Annotated in this window: 17 protein-coding genes; 11 read left to right on the top strand and 6 right to left on the bottom strand. The window is 68.2% G+C overall.

Features of this window, described 5'->3' with window-relative positions:
* Positions 1-33: 33 nt before the first annotated feature.
* Entirely contained in the window at positions 34-660 is a 627-nt protein-coding gene (locus tag ABZV44_RS09425) for a TetR/AcrR family transcriptional regulator (RefSeq protein ID WP_354833769.1), read from the top strand.
* A gap of 9 nt (positions 661-669) precedes the next feature.
* Here ABZV44_RS09425 and ABZV44_RS09420 read toward each other — a convergent pair whose 3' ends face one another.
* The 3 genes from ABZV44_RS09420 to ABZV44_RS09410 form a co-directional block, all read right to left on the bottom strand.
* Complete coding sequence (locus ABZV44_RS09420) at positions 670-837, bottom strand: hypothetical protein (protein ID WP_354833767.1); 168 nt, start codon at positions 835-837, stop codon at positions 670-672.
* A 117-nt stretch (positions 838-954) separates the two neighbouring features.
* Positions 955-1617, bottom strand: a complete 663-nt coding sequence (locus ABZV44_RS09415) for a Crp/Fnr family transcriptional regulator (protein WP_354833765.1) — start codon at positions 1615-1617, stop codon at positions 955-957.
* 176 nt (positions 1618-1793) lie between these two features.
* Positions 1794-2768 (bottom strand): glycine betaine ABC transporter substrate-binding protein, encoded by a 975-nt coding sequence (locus ABZV44_RS09410; RefSeq protein ID WP_354833763.1) that lies wholly within the window; start codon positions 2766-2768, stop codon positions 1794-1796.
* Between the two features lie 357 nt (positions 2769-3125).
* On the opposite strand from ABZV44_RS09410, the gene ABZV44_RS09405 reads away from it, so the two are divergent.
* The 8 genes from ABZV44_RS09405 to ABZV44_RS09370 all read left to right on the top strand — a co-directional run bounded on the left by ABZV44_RS09405 (position 3126) and on the right by ABZV44_RS09370 (position 9552).
* Positions 3126-4022 (top strand): ABC transporter substrate-binding protein, encoded by an 897-nt coding sequence (locus ABZV44_RS09405; protein WP_354834102.1) that lies wholly within the window; start codon positions 3126-3128, stop codon positions 4020-4022.
* Between the two features lie 15 nt (positions 4023-4037).
* On the top strand, positions 4038-5183 hold the full coding sequence (locus ABZV44_RS09400) for an ATP-binding cassette domain-containing protein (RefSeq protein ID WP_354833761.1): 1146 nt from the start codon (positions 4038-4040) through the stop codon (positions 5181-5183).
* Positions 5180-5821, top strand: a complete 642-nt coding sequence (locus ABZV44_RS09395; protein ID WP_354833760.1) for an ABC transporter permease — start codon at positions 5180-5182, stop codon at positions 5819-5821. The genes ABZV44_RS09400 and ABZV44_RS09395 overlap by 4 nt, the downstream gene beginning before the upstream one ends.
* Positions 5818-6528, top strand: a complete 711-nt coding sequence (locus tag ABZV44_RS09390) for an ABC transporter permease (RefSeq protein ID WP_354833758.1) — start codon at positions 5818-5820, stop codon at positions 6526-6528. The genes ABZV44_RS09395 and ABZV44_RS09390 overlap by 4 nt, the downstream gene beginning before the upstream one ends.
* Before the next feature lie 50 nt (positions 6529-6578).
* A complete protein-coding gene (locus ABZV44_RS09385) occupies positions 6579-7001 on the top strand; it encodes a CBS domain-containing protein (protein WP_354833756.1) in 423 nt (140 codons plus the stop codon).
* A gap of 60 nt (positions 7002-7061) precedes the next feature.
* On the top strand, positions 7062-7733 hold the full coding sequence (locus ABZV44_RS09380) for a response regulator transcription factor (RefSeq protein WP_354833754.1): 672 nt from the start codon (positions 7062-7064) through the stop codon (positions 7731-7733).
* Complete coding sequence (locus ABZV44_RS09375; protein WP_354833752.1) at positions 7730-9091, top strand: HAMP domain-containing sensor histidine kinase; 1362 nt, start codon at positions 7730-7732, stop codon at positions 9089-9091. Before ABZV44_RS09380 ends, ABZV44_RS09375 begins: the two co-directional genes overlap by 4 nt.
* Before the next feature lie 128 nt (positions 9092-9219).
* Positions 9220-9552 carry a hemophore-related protein gene (locus ABZV44_RS09370; protein ID WP_354833750.1) on the top strand — a complete coding sequence of 111 codons (333 nt, stop codon included), beginning with the start codon at positions 9220-9222 and terminating at the stop codon, positions 9550-9552.
* A gap of 70 nt (positions 9553-9622) precedes the next feature.
* On the opposite strand, the gene ABZV44_RS09365 is transcribed toward ABZV44_RS09370, so the two are convergent.
* Together ABZV44_RS09365 and ABZV44_RS09360 are read right to left on the bottom strand one after the other, a co-directional pair.
* Positions 9623-9835, bottom strand: coding sequence for a DUF397 domain-containing protein (locus ABZV44_RS09365; RefSeq protein WP_354833748.1), 213 nt, complete (start codon positions 9833-9835; stop codon positions 9623-9625).
* Positions 9832-10710, bottom strand: a complete 879-nt coding sequence (locus ABZV44_RS09360) for a helix-turn-helix transcriptional regulator (RefSeq protein WP_354833746.1) — start codon at positions 10708-10710, stop codon at positions 9832-9834. The genes ABZV44_RS09365 and ABZV44_RS09360 overlap by 4 nt, the downstream gene beginning before the upstream one ends.
* Before the next feature lie 376 nt (positions 10711-11086).
* Here ABZV44_RS09360 and ABZV44_RS09355 point away from each other — a divergent pair, with 376 nt between their 5' ends.
* On the top strand, positions 11087-11563 hold the full coding sequence (locus ABZV44_RS09355) for a hypothetical protein (protein WP_354833744.1): 477 nt from the start codon (positions 11087-11089) through the stop codon (positions 11561-11563).
* Positions 11564-12045: 482 nt separating this feature from the next.
* The gene (locus ABZV44_RS09350; protein WP_354833742.1) at positions 12046-13182 is read left to right on the top strand and encodes an FAD-dependent oxidoreductase; all 1137 of its coding nucleotides are present in this window, start codon (positions 12046-12048) and stop codon (positions 13180-13182) included.
* Between the two features lie 160 nt (positions 13183-13342).
* On the opposite strand, the gene ABZV44_RS09345 is transcribed toward ABZV44_RS09350, so the two are convergent.
* Complete coding sequence (locus ABZV44_RS09345) at positions 13343-15592, bottom strand: serine/threonine-protein kinase (protein WP_354833740.1); 2250 nt, start codon at positions 15590-15592, stop codon at positions 13343-13345.
* Positions 15593-15881: the final 289 nt, after the last annotated feature.

Below are 15881 nucleotides of genomic sequence, written 5' to 3'. Positions count from 1 at the left end.
CCTGACGTTGGACCGATGACCAAGGAGCGCGCCGTGAGCAGCAGACCGGACAGCCGGGGCAAACGCGTGCGCCTGAGCCCCGCCGAACGTCGCGAGCAGTTGATCACACTCGGCGCCCGCATGCTGGGTGAGCGTGCCCTGGACGACATCTCCATCGGCGAGATCGCCGAGCAGGCCGGCATCTCGCGCGGCCTGCTGTTCCACTACTTCCCCACCAAGCAGGACTTCCACCTGGCGATCATCCAGCACGCCAATGCCGAACTGCTGGAACGCACCTCGCCCGACCCGACGCTGGCGCTGTTCGACATGCTCCGTGACTCGGTCGAGCGCTACATCGACTACGTCACCGAGAACCGCACGTCCTACCTGGCCCTGCTCCGCGGCCCGGCCAGCGCCAGCCCCGAACTGGTCGCCCTGGTCGACGCCACCCGCATGGCCCTGGTGGACCGCATCATCGCCGAGGCCCCCATCCCCGCCGACGACCCCGACCGCCCACGCCTGGGCCTGGCCGTCCGCGGCTGGATCGCCTTCGTCGAGGAAACCACCCTGACCTGGCTCCGCGAGGAACCCATCACCCGGGAGTCCCTGGTCGACATGCTCGTCGCCTCCCTTCCGGCGCTGGCCCTCAACGCGGATCTCGCTGCGGCCCTGCGGCAGTGACGCGGGGAACTACCGAACTCTGACCGCGAACGCGATGGCCGGCTCGTCCCGGTCCGGCCACCGCCCCGTCACGGCGGCGACGATGAGCGCGGCCGCCAGCGAGCTGTGGACAATTGTCAGTGCGCGATAGAGCTCGTCGACCGCTGTACATCCGGACGGTATTTCGGGTGCCGGCATCGGTCACACCTCCCGAGGGTTTTGCCCCAGATCCATGATGGGGAGACTCCTCGAGGGTGACACGGTGCGGGTGTACGAACGCCTGAAAAATCAGGTCCCTCAGCAGGATTTCGGAAATCACTCATCCAATTCCGCGAACCGACGCAGTTTTTCGAGGTCCCGGACGTGGACGTGCCGGTTGTACAGGCCCACCAGGTCGGCCTCCCGCATCTCGCGCATGGCCAGCCCCACCGCGTCCACACCCGCGCCGACGAGATTGCCGAGCTCCTCGTAGGACAGTCGCACGGTGATCTCCCACCCCGCTTCCGCACGCCGCCCGCAGGATTCGACGAATTCGACCAGCAGGCGGGCCAGCCGGATCTGCACGTGGCAGCCGCCGAAGTCCAGGCGCCGCTGATCGGACCAGGCCAGCCGGTCCGCCAGCGAGCGGCACAGCACCAGCGAACCGTCCGGATGGGATTCCAGGAACGCCATGAACACCGATCCCGGAATGCGGTGCGCGATGGTGGCGGTGCACACCGTCGCGGTATTGGATCGTGGCGAATCCGGTACCAGCGCACCCAGTTCGCCGATCACGTCACCACTGACCCGGATGGCGAAGAGCTTGCCGTCGGCCGCGGTGATCTTCACGCACGCCGACAGCGTGCGATCCCGCGAGCGCAGCAGGTACACCGTGGTGCCGGGTTCGCCCTGGCGCATGAGCACGGTGCCCGGCGGGCAGTAGGTCTGCACGCCGAGCTGGAGCAGGTCCTGGCGGCTGCGGGCGCACAGCCGTTCCATGAAAGTCCCCGTAGGCCAGGGCCAATCGCCCAGATGCCCGCCGCCTGATGGGTTCACAGTCGTATCCGGTTCCGTACCGCCGTGAGAAGCTGCCCCGATCCATCCACGGTAGGCGAGCGAAACCGGTTGCGACGCAGGGGACGCCGAGGTGTTACGGATTCACGACCGGACCGGGGTCACAGGGCGTGCGCGTCGAGCCAGACCCGGGCGACGGCGGCGGGGACGGCGCCCTGGTCGCGGACCTGGTGGATCATGTCGGCCAGGTCGGTGGTGGTGAGTTCGCCGGCGACAGAGTTGAGTTTGCGGAGTTGCTGGTCGGTCAACGCGGATTTGCGGATGACCGGGAGGACCATGGCGGCGCGGAAGGCGTAGTCGGGGTCGGCGAGTGGGGCGAGGTCGGCGCCGCCGTCGGGGAGGAAGGCGGGCGGGCCGGGCAGGACGGCCAGCTGGATTTCCCCGTCGGAGAGGGCTTTTCGCAGGTCGATGTCGGTGTCGAAGGTGACCGGGTGGCTGATCGCACAGTGGTAGACGGTGCGCAGCGGGTCCAGGACGTCGCGTTGCGGGTCGAGCGGGGCGCGCAGGGCGTCCAGCGGCGCGCCGGTGTCGATGCCGATGGTGATCTCGGCGCAGCGCGTGCCCAGGTCCTTCAGCGAGGACGGCAGGCCGTCGGGGCGGGCGGCGGCGGCGACCACGGTGGGGCGAAGGTCGGTGCCGTCGGCGGCATCGGAGTCGACGACGCCCTCCGGAAGCGCCTTGGACAGAGCCGCATTCACCTCGTCCGGTTTGGTGGCGTTCGCGGTGGAGTCCAGGGCGGTCAGCAGATCTCCGCTGACATCGCCGAACAGCGCGATCCGATCGGTGTCGAGGGCCGCGAGCAGATCCGTGCGCTGTCCGATCCGATCCTCGACCCGGGTGCGCAGTCCGGCGCGGGCCAGCGCGCCCGCGTAGATCTCGGCGATCATCATCGATTCCGCCGAATTGCCCGCTCCCACCGTCAATACCGGTCCGGTGCCCGAGCTGCCGCAGGCCACCGCGGCCGCGGCGACCGCGACGACCAGCAGCGCCGACCCGAGGCGGGGCCGCCGTGCGCGGCGGAGCGAGCGGGCGCGACGGCCGAGGGCGCGCGGTGCGGAGGAGTCTGTGCCGGACACGCGCAACAGTCTGCCGCCCCACCCCTCCCCCGTGCGAAACCGACCCGCGCATGAGCGCACCGCGGAGTTCCGCGCAGCTCGAGCCGAGAGGTTCTCCCGCTGGAAACGCCCCGGCAGGATGGCTCGACCGTATCCGCCAAATGCACGAAACCGACCACAGGTAGGCAACGTTCGCAGGAACAGCCGGGCAATATGGACAGTTGAGTCTGTTTCAGGGGTGGAATCCGCCCCGCCCGCGCAGGCACCCCGCTCGGAAGGACGACAGTGCACTCGCTCATCACCACCCGCGCCGACGGCAGGCGCACCGCCCGGACCGTACTCCGAATTCTGGCCGCGTCGGTGGCGCTGGCCGCGGCCATGGCGCTGTCCGCCTGTGGCGGCTCCAAGTCCAATCCGCTCGGCGGTGGCGGCGACTGCGGCAGCGACGCCAACCGGGTGACTGTCGGCTCGGCCAATTTCCCGGAATCCGAGACGGTGGCCGATATCTACGCGGAAGCCTTGCGCACCAACGGTTTCAGTATCGATACCAAGCTCAATATCGGCAGCCGCGAAGCCTACGTCCCCGCGCTGAAGCAGTGCGCCATCACCCTCATCCCGGACTACACCGGCAATCTGCTTCAGTACCTGGACAAGTCGAGCACCGCCACCACCCCGGACGAGGTGAACGCGGCACTGACCAAGGCGCTCGGCGATCAGCTCGCCATCGGCACCCCCGCGCCCGGTGAGGACTCCGACGCCGTCGTGGTCACCAAGGCCACCGCCGACAAGTGGAACCTGACGAGCATCGCCGATCTGGCCGCGCACTCGGCCGAGGTGAAACTGGCCGCGCCCGCGGAGTTCTCCGAGCGGCCCGGCGGGCTGCCCGGCCTGAAGAAGAACTACGGCCTGGACATCGCGGCGGCGAACTTCGTGCCGATCGCCGACGGCGGCGGCCCCGCCACCGTGAAGGCCCTGACCGAGGGTCAGGTCACCGCGGCCGACATCTTCACCACCTCCCCCGCCATCGCCGCCAACAACCTGGTGGTGCTGACCGACCCGAAGCACAACTTCCCGCCGCAGAACGTGGCGCCGCTCTACAACACCGCCAAGAAGAGCGACAAGCTGACGAAGGTGCTCGACGCGGTCTCGGCGAAACTGACCACCGCCGAACTCATCTCGCTCAATACCGCCGTCTCCGGCAGCAGCAAGACCGAACCGGCCGCCGCCGCCAAGCAGTGGGTGGCCGCGCAGGGGCTCGACAAGCCGATCGCCTAGGGAGGGCCGAACACGGTGTCCGCCATCGAATTCACCGGCGTCAGCAAGACGTATCCGGACGGCACCACCGCCGTCCACGACCTCGACCTGCGCATCGAATCCGGGTCGTTCACCGTGTTCGTCGGGCCGTCCGGCTGCGGCAAGACCACCTCCATGCGCATGATCAACCGCATGATCAGCCCTACCACGGGCACCATCACCGTTGGCGGACAGGATATCTCGCGCAGCAATCCGGTCGAGCTGCGGCTCGGCATCGGCTACGTGATCCAGAACGCGGGCCTGCTGCCGCACCGCACCGTGGTCGACAATGTGGCCACCGTGCCGGTGCTGCGCGGGCAGTCCCGTCGTGCGGCCCGCCGGGCGGCGCTCGAGGTGATGGACCGGGTCGGGCTGGATCGCGGCCTGGCGCAACGCTATCCGGCGCAGCTGTCGGGTGGCCAGCAGCAGCGCGTGGGCGTGGCCCGGGCGCTGGCCGCGGACCCGCCGATCCTGCTGATGGACGAACCGTTCAGCGCCGTCGACCCGGTGGTGCGCACCGAACTTCAGAACGAGATGCTGCGGCTGCAGTCCGAACTGCACAAGACCATCGTCTTCGTCACCCACGACATCGACGAGGCCATCAAGCTCGGCGACCACATCGCCGTCTTCGGCCCCGGCGGCTACCTCCAGCAGCACGATGTGCCGCGGACCGTACTCGCCCAGCCCGCCACCGATTTCGTGGCCGGCTTCGTGGGCCGCGACCGCGGCTACCGGGAGCTGTCCTTCCGCACCGCCGATACCGTTCCGCTGCACGAACTCTCGACGGTCACGCCGGAGGAGGTGCCCGGCGTCCGGCTGGCGCTGGGCGAATGGCGGCTGGTCATCGACCGGGCCAAGCGGCCCATGGGCTGGATCGACACCACCGGCGTGGAGGGCGTCCGCGCCGGGCACGCGCTGACCGACAGCATGGCCGCGGGCGGCTCGCTCTTCCCGCAGGACGGCGATCTGCGCCAGGCGCTCGACTCCGCCATCTCCTCGCCGTCGGAAATCGGTGTGGCGGTGGATGATTCCGGGGCGGCGGTGGGTGCGATCTACGCGCGCGACGTGCTGGAGCAGCTGCACCGGCAGCGCACCGCCGAGGAGGCCGAACGCAATCGGGTCTTCTTCGAGGAGCCCCGGTGAGGTACCTTCTCGACAATTTCGACGAGATCGCCGGATACGCCCGCACCCATCTGTATCTGGCCCTGCTGCCGCTGCTACTGGGCCTGGTGATCGCGATCCCGGCGGGCGCGCTGGCGCATCGGGCGCGCTGGCTGCGGCGGGTCACCACCACGGCGGCCAGTGTCGCGTACACGATTCCGTCGCTGGCGCTGTTCGTCATTCTGCCGCCGCTGCTGGGCCTCGGCGTCATCGATCCGCTGAATGTGGTTATCGCGCTGACCATCTACTCGGTGGCGCTGCTCATCACGGCGGTTCCCACCGCCCTGGATTCGGTGCCCGCCGACACCCTCGACGCCGCCGACGCCATCGGCTACCCGCGCTGGCGACGGGTGCTCACCGTCGACTTCCCGCTCGCCCTACCGGTTTTCATGGCCAACCTGCGGGTCGTGGCCGTCACCAATATCTCGATGGTGACCGTCGGCGCGCTGATCGGCGTCGGCGGGCTCGGCAAGCTGTTCACCCAGGGCTATCAGCGCGACTACCCGGACGAGATCGTCGCGGGCATCATCGTGGTGCTGGTGCTGGCCCTGATCGTGGACCGCCTGCTGTACTTGCTCGGCCGGGTGGCGACGCCGTGGCTGAAGGGGCGTGCGGCATGAACCTCTTCCTGGATGCCTGGCACTTCCTGACCGACGGCGCGAACTGGTCCGGCCCGGCCGGCATCGGGCGCCGCATTCTCGAGCACCTCTGGTACAGCCTGCTGGCCGTGGGCCTGTCAGCGGTGATCGCGGTGCCGATCGGCCTGCTGATCGGGCACACCCGCCGCGGGTCGGCCCTCATCGTCGGCTTCGCCAACTCCATGCGCGCGCTGCCGACCCTGGGCGTGCTGACCTTCGTGGTGCTGCTCATGGGTCTGGGCCTGACCCCGCCGCTGCTGGCCCTGCTCACCGTCGGCATTCCGCCTCTGCTGGCGGGCGCGTACGCGGGCATCGCGAATGTGGACCCGATCGTGGTCGACGCCTCGCGGGCCGTGGGCATGAGCGAACCCCGGGTGCTGCTGCGGGTCGAGCTGCCCAATGCCATGCCGGTGCTGCTCAGCGGCCTGCGCGCGGCCACCCTGCAGGTGGTGGCGACCGCGACCATCGCCGCCTACGTGAACCTGGGTGGGCTGGGCCGCTACATCTTCGACGGCATCAGCCTCTACCGCTACGACAAGGTGCTCGTGGGCGCGATCCTGGTGGCCGCGCTGGCGCTGATCCTGGACGGTCTGCTGGCGTTCGTGGTGTGGCTGAGCGTGCCGGGAACCGGCCGGTTGCGCCGGGTCACGGGTCGCTTCCGAAACATGCGCATTGACCTTCCGGTGTGATCGGGGTCACGATGTCTCCTGGCACACCCATCCCGAGACAGGAGGTTGCAGTGAAGGCTCGCGACATCATGCACCGGAGTGCGGAATGCATCCCCGCTGATGAAACCCTGGATCGCGCCGCTCAGCTGATGCGCAACATGGACGTCGGCGCGCTCCCCATCTGTGAGGGCGACACGCTGATCGGCATGCTCACCGACCGTGACATCGTCGTGCACTGCGTCGCCATGGGACACGACCCCAGCCGGGTCCGAGCCGGCGATCTGGCCCAGGGCCGCGTGTGGTCGGTCGATGTCGACACGGATATGAGTACCGTCCTCGACGTCATGGAACGGAACCAGATCAAGCGCATGCCAGTTCTCGATATGCGTAAGGGCAACCAACTGGCCGGCATGATCTGTGAATCCGACCTTGCCAAGAACATCGACGACAGGAAGCTGGCGGAATTCATTACCGCCGTCGCGGTCCCGCACTAAAAGCCCGCGAGGCGTCCCGGTTCGCAGCGGATTCACAGGCACAGGCCTGAGAATTGCCGGGTGCAACCGGGACGCATTCTTGTCATCGAAGACGCCGAGGCCATTCGGGCCGCGGTAGGAGCCGGACTGTCCGCCGCCGGGCACGAGGTGCTCGCGCGTGCGGACGGCGGCCTGCTGGAACAGGACCTGGCCCAGTTCCGGCCCGATGTCGTGGTCCTCGATGTGATGCTGCCCGGCCGCGACGGCTTCGCCCTGCTGGAATCGGTGCGGGCCCGCTCGGCGGCCGGCGTGGTCATGCTCACCGCCCGCGACGGCGTCGAGGACCGGGTGCGCGGACTGCGCGCCGGGTCCGACGACTACGTGGTGAAACCCTTCGACCTCGTCGAGCTGGTGGCGCGGGTGGACGCGCTGCTGCGGCGGATGGGAAAACTCCAGAGCCGCATCGTGATCGGCGACCTCGAGGTGGACGTGGACGCCGGCGGCGCACGGCGGGCCGGACACGAGCTCACCCTGACCGCCACCGAATTCAAGCTGCTGGCCTACCTGGCCGCGCAGCGGGACCGGGTGCTCACCAAGACCCAGATCCTCACGGCCGTCTGGGGATACGAGGACTACGACCCCAACCTGGTCGAGGTGCACGTGAGCGCACTGCGCCGCAAGCTCGAGGAACACGGTGAGCGGGTGGTGCACACCGTGCGCGGCCTCGGCTACACGCTGCGGGTGCCGCGGTGAGGACCGTCTCGCTGCGCGGTCGCGTAACCCTCACGGCCGCACTGGTTTCCGGCATCGTCCTGGTGCTGGTCGCGCTGAGCGTGCACGCGCTGTTCGGGGTGGTGGTGACCCGCAGCGAGAACACCGTGCTCACCGACCGCGCCCAGCTGGCCAGACAGCTCGCGCAGGAAGGGGTTTCGCCGGAGAACCTGATCACCCGGGTGGACACGCATTCGGTGCGGGTCCGGCTGGTGCTGCCCGACGGACGCACCTTCGGCAGCCTCGACCACCGGCTGGCCGAGGACAGCACCACCAAGACCCGCCTCATCAAACTCACCGGGCCCGGAACGCTGAACGACAGCCGGCTCACCCTGCAGGTGGACACGCCGCTGATCGCCCGGGTGCAGTCGCGGCTGGGACTGCTGCTGGCCCTGGCCACCACCGGGGCCATCGCGGTGATCTCGCTCGGACTCTGGCTCGGGGTACGCCGTGCGCTCGCGCCCCTCGACACCATGACCCGGCTGGCCCGCGATATCGCGCACGGCCACCTCGGCCGCCGCCTCGAACCATCCCGCACCGATACCGAATTGGGCCGCACCGCAGCCGCTTTCGACGAGATGCTCGATGCCCTGGAGGGCGCGCTGCGCGACACCGCCGCCGCCGAGGCCCGCGCCCGCGCCTCCGAACAGCGCATCCGGGTGTTCGTCGGCGACGCCGCCCACGAACTGCGCACCCCCATCACCGGCGTGCGCTCGCTGGCCGAAGCGGTGTTCCAGCAGCCCGCGGACACCGATCCCGAGGACCGCCAGCGCATGCTGCTGCTCCTGGTCCGCGAGACCCAGCGCGCGGGCCGCCTGGTCGACGACCTGCTGGACCTGGCCCGCATCGACGCCGGCCTGCAGCTCCGGCTCGAACCGGTGGACCTGTACGAGCTGACCGCCACGCACCTCGACCGCATGCGAATGCTGCACCCGCACACCGAATTCCGGCTCACCGGCGAGGCGGCCACCGTGCCCGCCGATCCCGAACGCATCACCCAGATCCTCACCAACCTGTGCAGCAATGCCTGCCAGGCCATGAAGGACGACGGCAGCGTCACCGTCGAGCTGCGCGCGTATGCCGATGCCGTCGACGTCGTCGTCTCCGACAGCGGCCCCGGCATTCCGGCCGGGGATCGCGAGCGTATCTTCGACCGCCTGGTGCGTCTCGACCATGCCCGCCACCATCGCCCGGACGGTTCGGGTCTGGGCCTGGCCATCGCGCGCGGCCTGGCCCGCGCACACGGCGGCGACCTGACCTGCGCCGACCCCGCCCCAGGCACGACCGGAGCCGTCTTCGTCCTCCGCCTGCCCCGCAGCGCACCGTCGGCTCGCCCGTGATCACCGGGCTTGCCGGTGTTGCCGAGGTGTGGCTGAAGATCACCTGAAGATGGCCGGCCGATTCAGGCCGCCTTCAGCTTTCGCGGGCAGATTCGGTGGGGACCACAACCCACGAACCTGGAGTGAGAATGAAACGCACCCTTGCCGCGGCCCTGGTCGGCGCCGCCGGAGCGGCCGCCATCGCCCTGGCCGTGCCGGGCACCGCCTCCGCGGACACGCCGCAGTGCAGCCCGCAGGCCGCCGCCGCGGCCCGCGCGGACGCCGCCCCCAAGGTCGCCGCCTACCTGGCGCAGCACCCGGATGTGGCCGCCGAGATCGCCAAGGTGAAGAGCCTGCCCAAGGACCAGCGCCGCGCCGAACGGCAGGCGTGGCGGCAGGCCAACCCGCAGGAGGCACAGGACCTGAAGGCCGCCCGCCAGGCCGTGATCGACTACCACAAGGCCTGCGGACGCCACAGGTAAGCGGTCACCACGTACGGGGCCCGGTCGAAATGACCGGGCCCCGTGCGCATTTCGCCGCCTTTTCGATCGATCAAACGCGGGACAGGTCGAACTTCCCCGCCATGACCGCGCCCACGAACGCATCCCACTGACCGGCGGTGAAGACATGCGCCGGCCCGGCGGGATGCTTGGAGTCACGGACACCGACCCGGCCCCCGACCAGGAACGCGGCCTCGACGCACTCCTTGCCGCCGCCGCTCTTACTGCTCTTGAACCAAAGCGCTTCGCGTAGTTCGTCGTTCACAGATACTCCCTTACTGCATCACGCACCAGTTGCCTGCTGCGCATCTCGTCCAACGTTGCTCGCTGGAGAATCCTGAAGGCGGATGCGTAGCTTTCGACGATGTCCGACTTCTCCGTGTACATGTCCGTCGAGAATCCCTCTCCGTACACAGTCGGCGGCTCGGCCGGATCGCCTCGGCTGTCGAGCTTCGATTCGAGGATCACGAACGGACCGGTCTGACGACCCGTTGGCATTCCCGCGGAGAACGGAAGGACCCGGAGGGAGACGTTGGGCCGGGTGCTGGCTGTGGCGAGGTACTCGAGCTGGTTTGCCATTACCTTCGGCCCTCCGATGACTCTGCGCAACACAGTTTCTCCGAGGATGACGTTGAACTGGATCGGGTTGACATCACGGGTGATGGCGCGTTGTCGCCGGGCCTTCAACTCGAGTCTGCCGCCGAGCTTGGCTTCGTCGTCATCGGGATAGGCGTCGCTGGTCAGGACCCGCGCATAGGGGCGAGTCTGGAGCAGGCCAGGTACCAGATCCGGCTGGAACGACGTCACTATCCGGGCGTTGTATTCCATGTCGACATACAGCCGGAAGTCTTCGGGGATAACCGAACCGAACTCGTGATACCAACTCTTGACCGCCGCCTGCTGTGCCATGGCACGCAGGGTGACCGCCCAGTGGTCGTCGACCTCGTACAGACTGATCAGCTTGTCCAGGTCGTGTATGCGAATCTTGGCCGTCTCGCCGACCTCGATCCGCTGGAGAGTGCTTGTGCCCCACTCCATGACCTTCGCCGCCTGACTCAGAGTCAACTTCGCTGCCTCCCGCGCTTCGCGCAGGTACCGCCCCAACTGGCGGCGCGTGAGGGTACTCGTGTTCTCGGGCATGGGTTTTCCCGTTCTGATGCCGTCGCAGTTCCCAGATTTCGCGGGCCTTGATTTCAGGATCGAGAAAATCGTCCCACCGACTTCGGGACACGCGCTGGGGAAACAGGAAACTCGATCTGGATTTCCAGTTTTCAGTTTTCATGCCACCGGACCAGGAGTGAGCTTCGAGGCAGACCACGACGCCGCCGAGAGGACTTCAGATGGTCACCTACCCGCGAACGGTCGAAGGATGGGTCGCCGATGGTTGTCACAACAGGCGCATCTGGCCGGTCAGTCGCCAACGCGCCGAAGGGATTCTGGCAATCCACGCCACCTGCGAACCGCCGTGCCCGCGCTCGGAGAGTGCCCGCAAGTATCTCGAGGAAGGTGCGAGCCGATGCCCACATGCGCAGGCATGACCGGTGAAACTCCGATCGAACGGCGGGTGTGGCTGTACCGGGAGCTCTACGGTCTGCCCTGTCGGGTATCGGGCACCCGAATCACGCTGTCCACCAGCGATATCAGCGCGATCAATGCGCCGAGCGGCCTGGCGGCGCTGATCGACGATGAGCTGTTCTGGAGCAAGAAGGTCACGCCGATCCTGGACGAGGGCACCGGGAGCGGCGACCTGATCCTCCTGGCCGCCCCGAGCCCACTCGACATGACCGGCTGCGCCGCCGATCTCCGCCGTCGCGCGCAGTGCGAGTTCCTGCCGCCGGGAAGGCAAATCATCCTCCCCTCCACGCTCCCGCCCAGCGGACCCGAGCCCCACTGGTTCAGATACCCGCAGTCGGAGAGCCTCCAGCCCCTCACCGCGGTCCTACGCGCGATCCGCATTGTCCTCCGCGACATCCCCCGCACCTACCCCGGCTAGCCACGAGAGGACATCATGCTCACCGAAATCCTCACCACCGCAAGTACTTTCATGTTCCTCTCGTGGCATCTCGCGCAGACCGGCCGACGATACCTCCCCAGCCCACGCATCCCCGACCACCGCTCCGTCGCCGCAATCCGAGCCCGCATCGAAGGCGAAAAGCGCGTGGCCGCAGCCTCGAGACGCGAGGCCGCCCGCTTGGCGACCCAGCTCGCGACCACAACATGACAACCCAGCCCGACAGGCACTCGACTACCACGGTGCCGTCGGCTACTGGCACAAGCGAGCCTGGTGCACGAATGACGACGTCCTAGATGGGCGGCTCGAGCATCGGCCGGGCCGTGACCATCAGGTCCTGGATGGCGGAAGCCCAGCGCAGGCGGGCAGGCTTCACCCGAGCCGGCACAATACGCCGCGCTCACCGATCGATGTCCCCTCGGCAGGTCCTGTCCATCGTGCACCCTCAGGCGCATACTCGAACGATGCACACCGTTCTGATCCTGGGTGCGGGATTCGGTGGGCTCGAACTCGCCGCCAGCCTGTCCCGGTCCGTACCGGACGAGGTCCGGGTGACACTCCTCGACCGCGCCGACGGATTCGTATTCGGTTTCTCCAAGTTGGACGTGCTGTTCCGGGACCGCACTGTCGACGACGTCCGGATTCCGTACGACACTCTCGACCTTCCTGCCGTGGAGTTCCGGCGCGAAACGGTCACCGCGATCGACCCCACCAACCGCAAGGTCACCACCGACCGTGGCGGGTACGCGCCGGACACGCTCGTCGTCGCGCTGGGTGCGGAGTACGACTGCGGTGCCACCCCCGGATTCGTCGAGGACGGTCACGAGTACTACTCGCTCGAGGGAGTCCACCGGCTGCGTGAACGCCTCGACGCCTTCACCGGCGGCACCGTCCTGCTGTCGATCCTCAGCGTCCCGTTCAAGTGCCCACCGGCACCGTACGAAGGTGCGCTGCTGCTCCACGAGGAACTCGTGCGACGCAACCTGCGCGGTGCGACCCGCATGCGAATGCTCACCCCGATGGACTCCCCCATCCCGGTGTCCCCCAGCTCCAACACCGCGATCGTCGGCGCACTCGCGGACCGCGACATCGAGTACACGACCGGAACGCGGGTGCGCGCCCTGGACCCGGCCACGCACACCGCGTCGACGCGCGGCGGCGACCTCGCCTATGACCTGTTCGTCGGGGTCCCCCGCCACCGGGTTCCGGATGTCGTGCAGTCCTCCGGCCTGACGGAGGGCGGGGTGGACGGCTGGATCCATGTCGACGCGGCCACCCTTGCGACCCCGTACCCGGGGGTGTACGCGCTGGGCGACTGTGCGGACGCCCCCGTGCCCCGGGCGGGCGTCTTCGCCGAGACGGCGGCACGGACCGTCGCGGCGGACATCATCGCCGGCCTGCACGACAACCCGCACGAGGGCAGATACCTGGGACAGGGCACGTGCCACATCGAGTTCGGCGGCGGCCTCGTCGGGAAGGTGGAAGCGGACTTCCTGTCCGGCCCGGCCCCGGTGGCTCCGTTCCTCGGACCGTCCGCCGAATTCGCCAGGGAGAAAGCGGAGTTCGCAGCAGACCGTCGCCGGCGCTGGTTCGGGTCCTGAGACGAACGGCCGGTCCTGCCGTCCCACCAGCCTGTCGCCATCAGCAGCTCTGCCGGCGCCACAACTCATCGACCAGGGCCGGACATCATGCCGCGCAACAGAATCCGACATGCGGCAAACGAATCACAACGACTGGCCTCCTGGCATCGGCTGGGAGTGCTCATGCGATCTCGACACCCGATCGCTTCTCGACGACCCATTCGAGGGCTCGCAGGTCCGCGTCCAGTTTCCGGAACAGCCAATAGGTGGCCACGAACGCGAGCCCGGTGATCCCGCACAACCACAGCACCGAATTCATGATGCGGACGCGCTCGTCAGGCTCGAGGTAGAGGAATCCGGTCAGCACGGCGACCAGGGGCACCGATGCGGCGATGCCGAGGTAGACCGTGCTTCGTCGGTGCAATGCCCGGAGGCGGGCGGCATCGCGAACGGTCGTGTGCCCATGGCGCAGGTAGATCGGGTAGACGCAGCGGACGATGTAGAACGCCTGCAGGAAGAACATGTAGGAGACCGCGATCGCGCCGCACACCAGCACCAGCATCGCCGCATGGGCCAACAGCCGCGGCGGACGAGCGGCTATCGCGCCGAGCAGGGCCACCCATACCCCCGCGCCGATCATCCAGAACACCAGGGTGAACATCACGTCGAAGTCGGCCCAGAACAGGGTGCGTGATCGGACGCGGGCCAGCGTCGCCTCGTCGTAGCGTCTGCCCTTGCGCAGGCCGCGGGGCACCGCGATCAGATGTCGGCACAGGTAGACCCAGCTCACGATGGCCAGCGGCCAGGCGATCAGATGAAAAGTGTTCGAGGCCTGGATGAGCTCCGAGTGGACGGCCCCTGACGGGCGCCCTCTGCCGAACTGCAAGCTCTGCCCGTACAGGTAGAGCAACGCCGGTCCGACGCCGACCAATGCGATGAGCCACAGGATCGGGACGGGATGGCGCGAAAGCCGTGCGCGCCAACTGTTCTCCGGTGGGTAGACGAGGTCTCGGGCCCGCGCGTCGAGGCACAGATCGAACTGCAGAGCCAATTCCGATCCACTGCCGTACCGGTGCTCGCGGTCCGGTGACAGGCAGGTCAGCAGCACCTGCCGCAGCGCCGCGGGGCAATCGGCGGGAACCTCGGACAGATACCGCGGATCGATGGGCCGACGGCGCAGCTCGAGCATGCGACCCAGCGACGTCTCCGACATACCGGCGAATTCCTCGTCCGCGAACGGGATCCGTCCGGTGAGCAGCGCCCACAGCATCACGGCCAGCGCGTAGATGTCGCTGCGCGTGTCGAGGTCACCGGCGGTCCCCGGCAGCTCCGGATGACACGCCTCGAGCTGTTCGGGCGACATGTAGGCCAGCGATCCACCGAAGTACGCCAGCGGGCTGGTGCCCCGGATCTGTCGACTGAAGCTGACATTGAAGTCGGCGAGCTTGGGTATACCGTCGGCACTCAGCAGCACGTTCGCCGGTTTGATATCGCGATGCAGCACCCCGCGTCCGGCGGCATGCCCCAGCGCATCGGCAAGCCGACGGCCCAGCCAGGCAACCGTTTCCGGCCACGTCATCGCGGCGATCCGGGCCCGTACCGCCGAATCGGTGGCACGAACCTCGCCCTTGACCTCGAGTACCCCGTCGACGGCATCGAGCAGCACCTGCCCACTGCGGGCCCGCACCGGGGTCGACCGCAGCCGATTCAGCACGTCGAGCAGCGTGCCGCCCGGCAGGTACTGCATGTAGAGCAGCTTGAGTTCACCGTCGGCGATCAGTCGCTGGTCGAAGATCCGCACGATGTACTCGTGGTCGAGCTGGGCGAGGGTCTCCGGCTCGGTCCCGTGGTTGTGCGAGATCTTGACCGCGACCAGCCGCTGCATCGAGCGCTGCCGCGCCAGATACACGCGCGCGAACGTGCCCTCCCCGATCATCGTCAGCAGATCGAAATCCCCCACCCGGTCCCCCGGATTGATGGCCCCCAGGGCAACCTGCGCACTCGGGCGAGCAACCATCGTGCTGCGATAAGCGGTGGTGTCCAACTGGACCGGAGGCCGACCGATCTCCGTGGCCCCGGGCTCCGTCGGCTCTTCCCCCGCGACCGGCTGCGAGCCGCGACGCAGGGCATGGTATTCCTCGTAGACCAGGTCCGCAGGCAGTGGGCCGCTGCGCAGTTCGGCGTACTGCTCGCAATACTCGGCCAGGCGCTTGGGAAAGTGATGCCGCACCCAGCGGTTCTCGAGGTCGACCTTGATCAGCTCCACCAGCACCGCACGCCGCTCGGCATCGGCGTCGGGCAGATACGCCGACAGGTCGGGAGGACACCCCGACGCCGCCCACGCCTGCTCGAACCGGGCCACCGCCCCGGCGAGCGCCGTACGGCTCCGTTCGGCCGGATCGACGATCAGATCCTCGAGGGACTCATGCACCACATCGATACCCCGAGACGCGGATCCCCGAGGTGTGGCCCCACGCGATGTTCGACAACCACACCTGAATATTCGACACAGCTTCGGTGCCATCCGCCCTGACCGGCACCTCCAAAGCCTATCGCGCAACCATCGAGCACACACCAACACCTGAGGCGGCACCAGCACCGACAGTAGGGCGGCGGACCGCCGAATGGTGCGCGTCCATCAGCGCACGGGAATCAGTCGCCCGGCGGCCGACCACTCGGCACCCAACGTCCTACATTGGCACATTTCGCGTCGACAGAAC

Source organism: Nocardia sp. NPDC004860 (assembly GCF_040609015.1).
Lineage (GTDB): Bacteria > Actinomycetota > Actinomycetes > Mycobacteriales > Mycobacteriaceae > Nocardia.
The sequence above is the reverse complement of the archived record's forward strand: the minus strand, read 5'-3'. Positions and strand labels throughout refer to the sequence as shown.

Bases quoted from the DNA above. Each gene is read 5' to 3' on its own strand.
- ABZV44_RS09420 (WP_354833767.1), bottom strand. From the start codon at position 837: ATGCCGGCACCCGAAATACCGTCCGGATGTACAGCGGTCGACGAGCTC.
- ABZV44_RS09415 (WP_354833765.1), bottom strand. From the start codon at position 1,617: ATGGAACGGCTGTGCGCCCGCAGCCGCCAGGACCTGCTCCAGCTCGGC.
- ABZV44_RS09405 (WP_354834102.1), top strand. From the start codon at position 3,126: ATGGCGCTGTCCGCCTGTGGCGGCTCCAAGTCCAATCCGCTCGGCGGT.
- ABZV44_RS09390 (WP_354833758.1), top strand. From the start codon at position 5,818: ATGAACCTCTTCCTGGATGCCTGGCACTTCCTGACCGACGGCGCGAAC.
- ABZV44_RS09370 (WP_354833750.1), top strand. From the start codon at position 9,220: ATGAAACGCACCCTTGCCGCGGCCCTGGTCGGCGCCGCCGGAGCGGCC.
- ABZV44_RS09360 (WP_354833746.1), bottom strand. From the start codon at position 10,710: ATGCCCGAGAACACGAGTACCCTCACGCGCCGCCAGTTGGGGCGGTAC.
- ABZV44_RS09355 (WP_354833744.1), top strand. From the start codon at position 11,087: ATGCCCACATGCGCAGGCATGACCGGTGAAACTCCGATCGAACGGCGG.
- ABZV44_RS09350 (WP_354833742.1), top strand. From the start codon at position 12,046: ATGCACACCGTTCTGATCCTGGGTGCGGGATTCGGTGGGCTCGAACTC.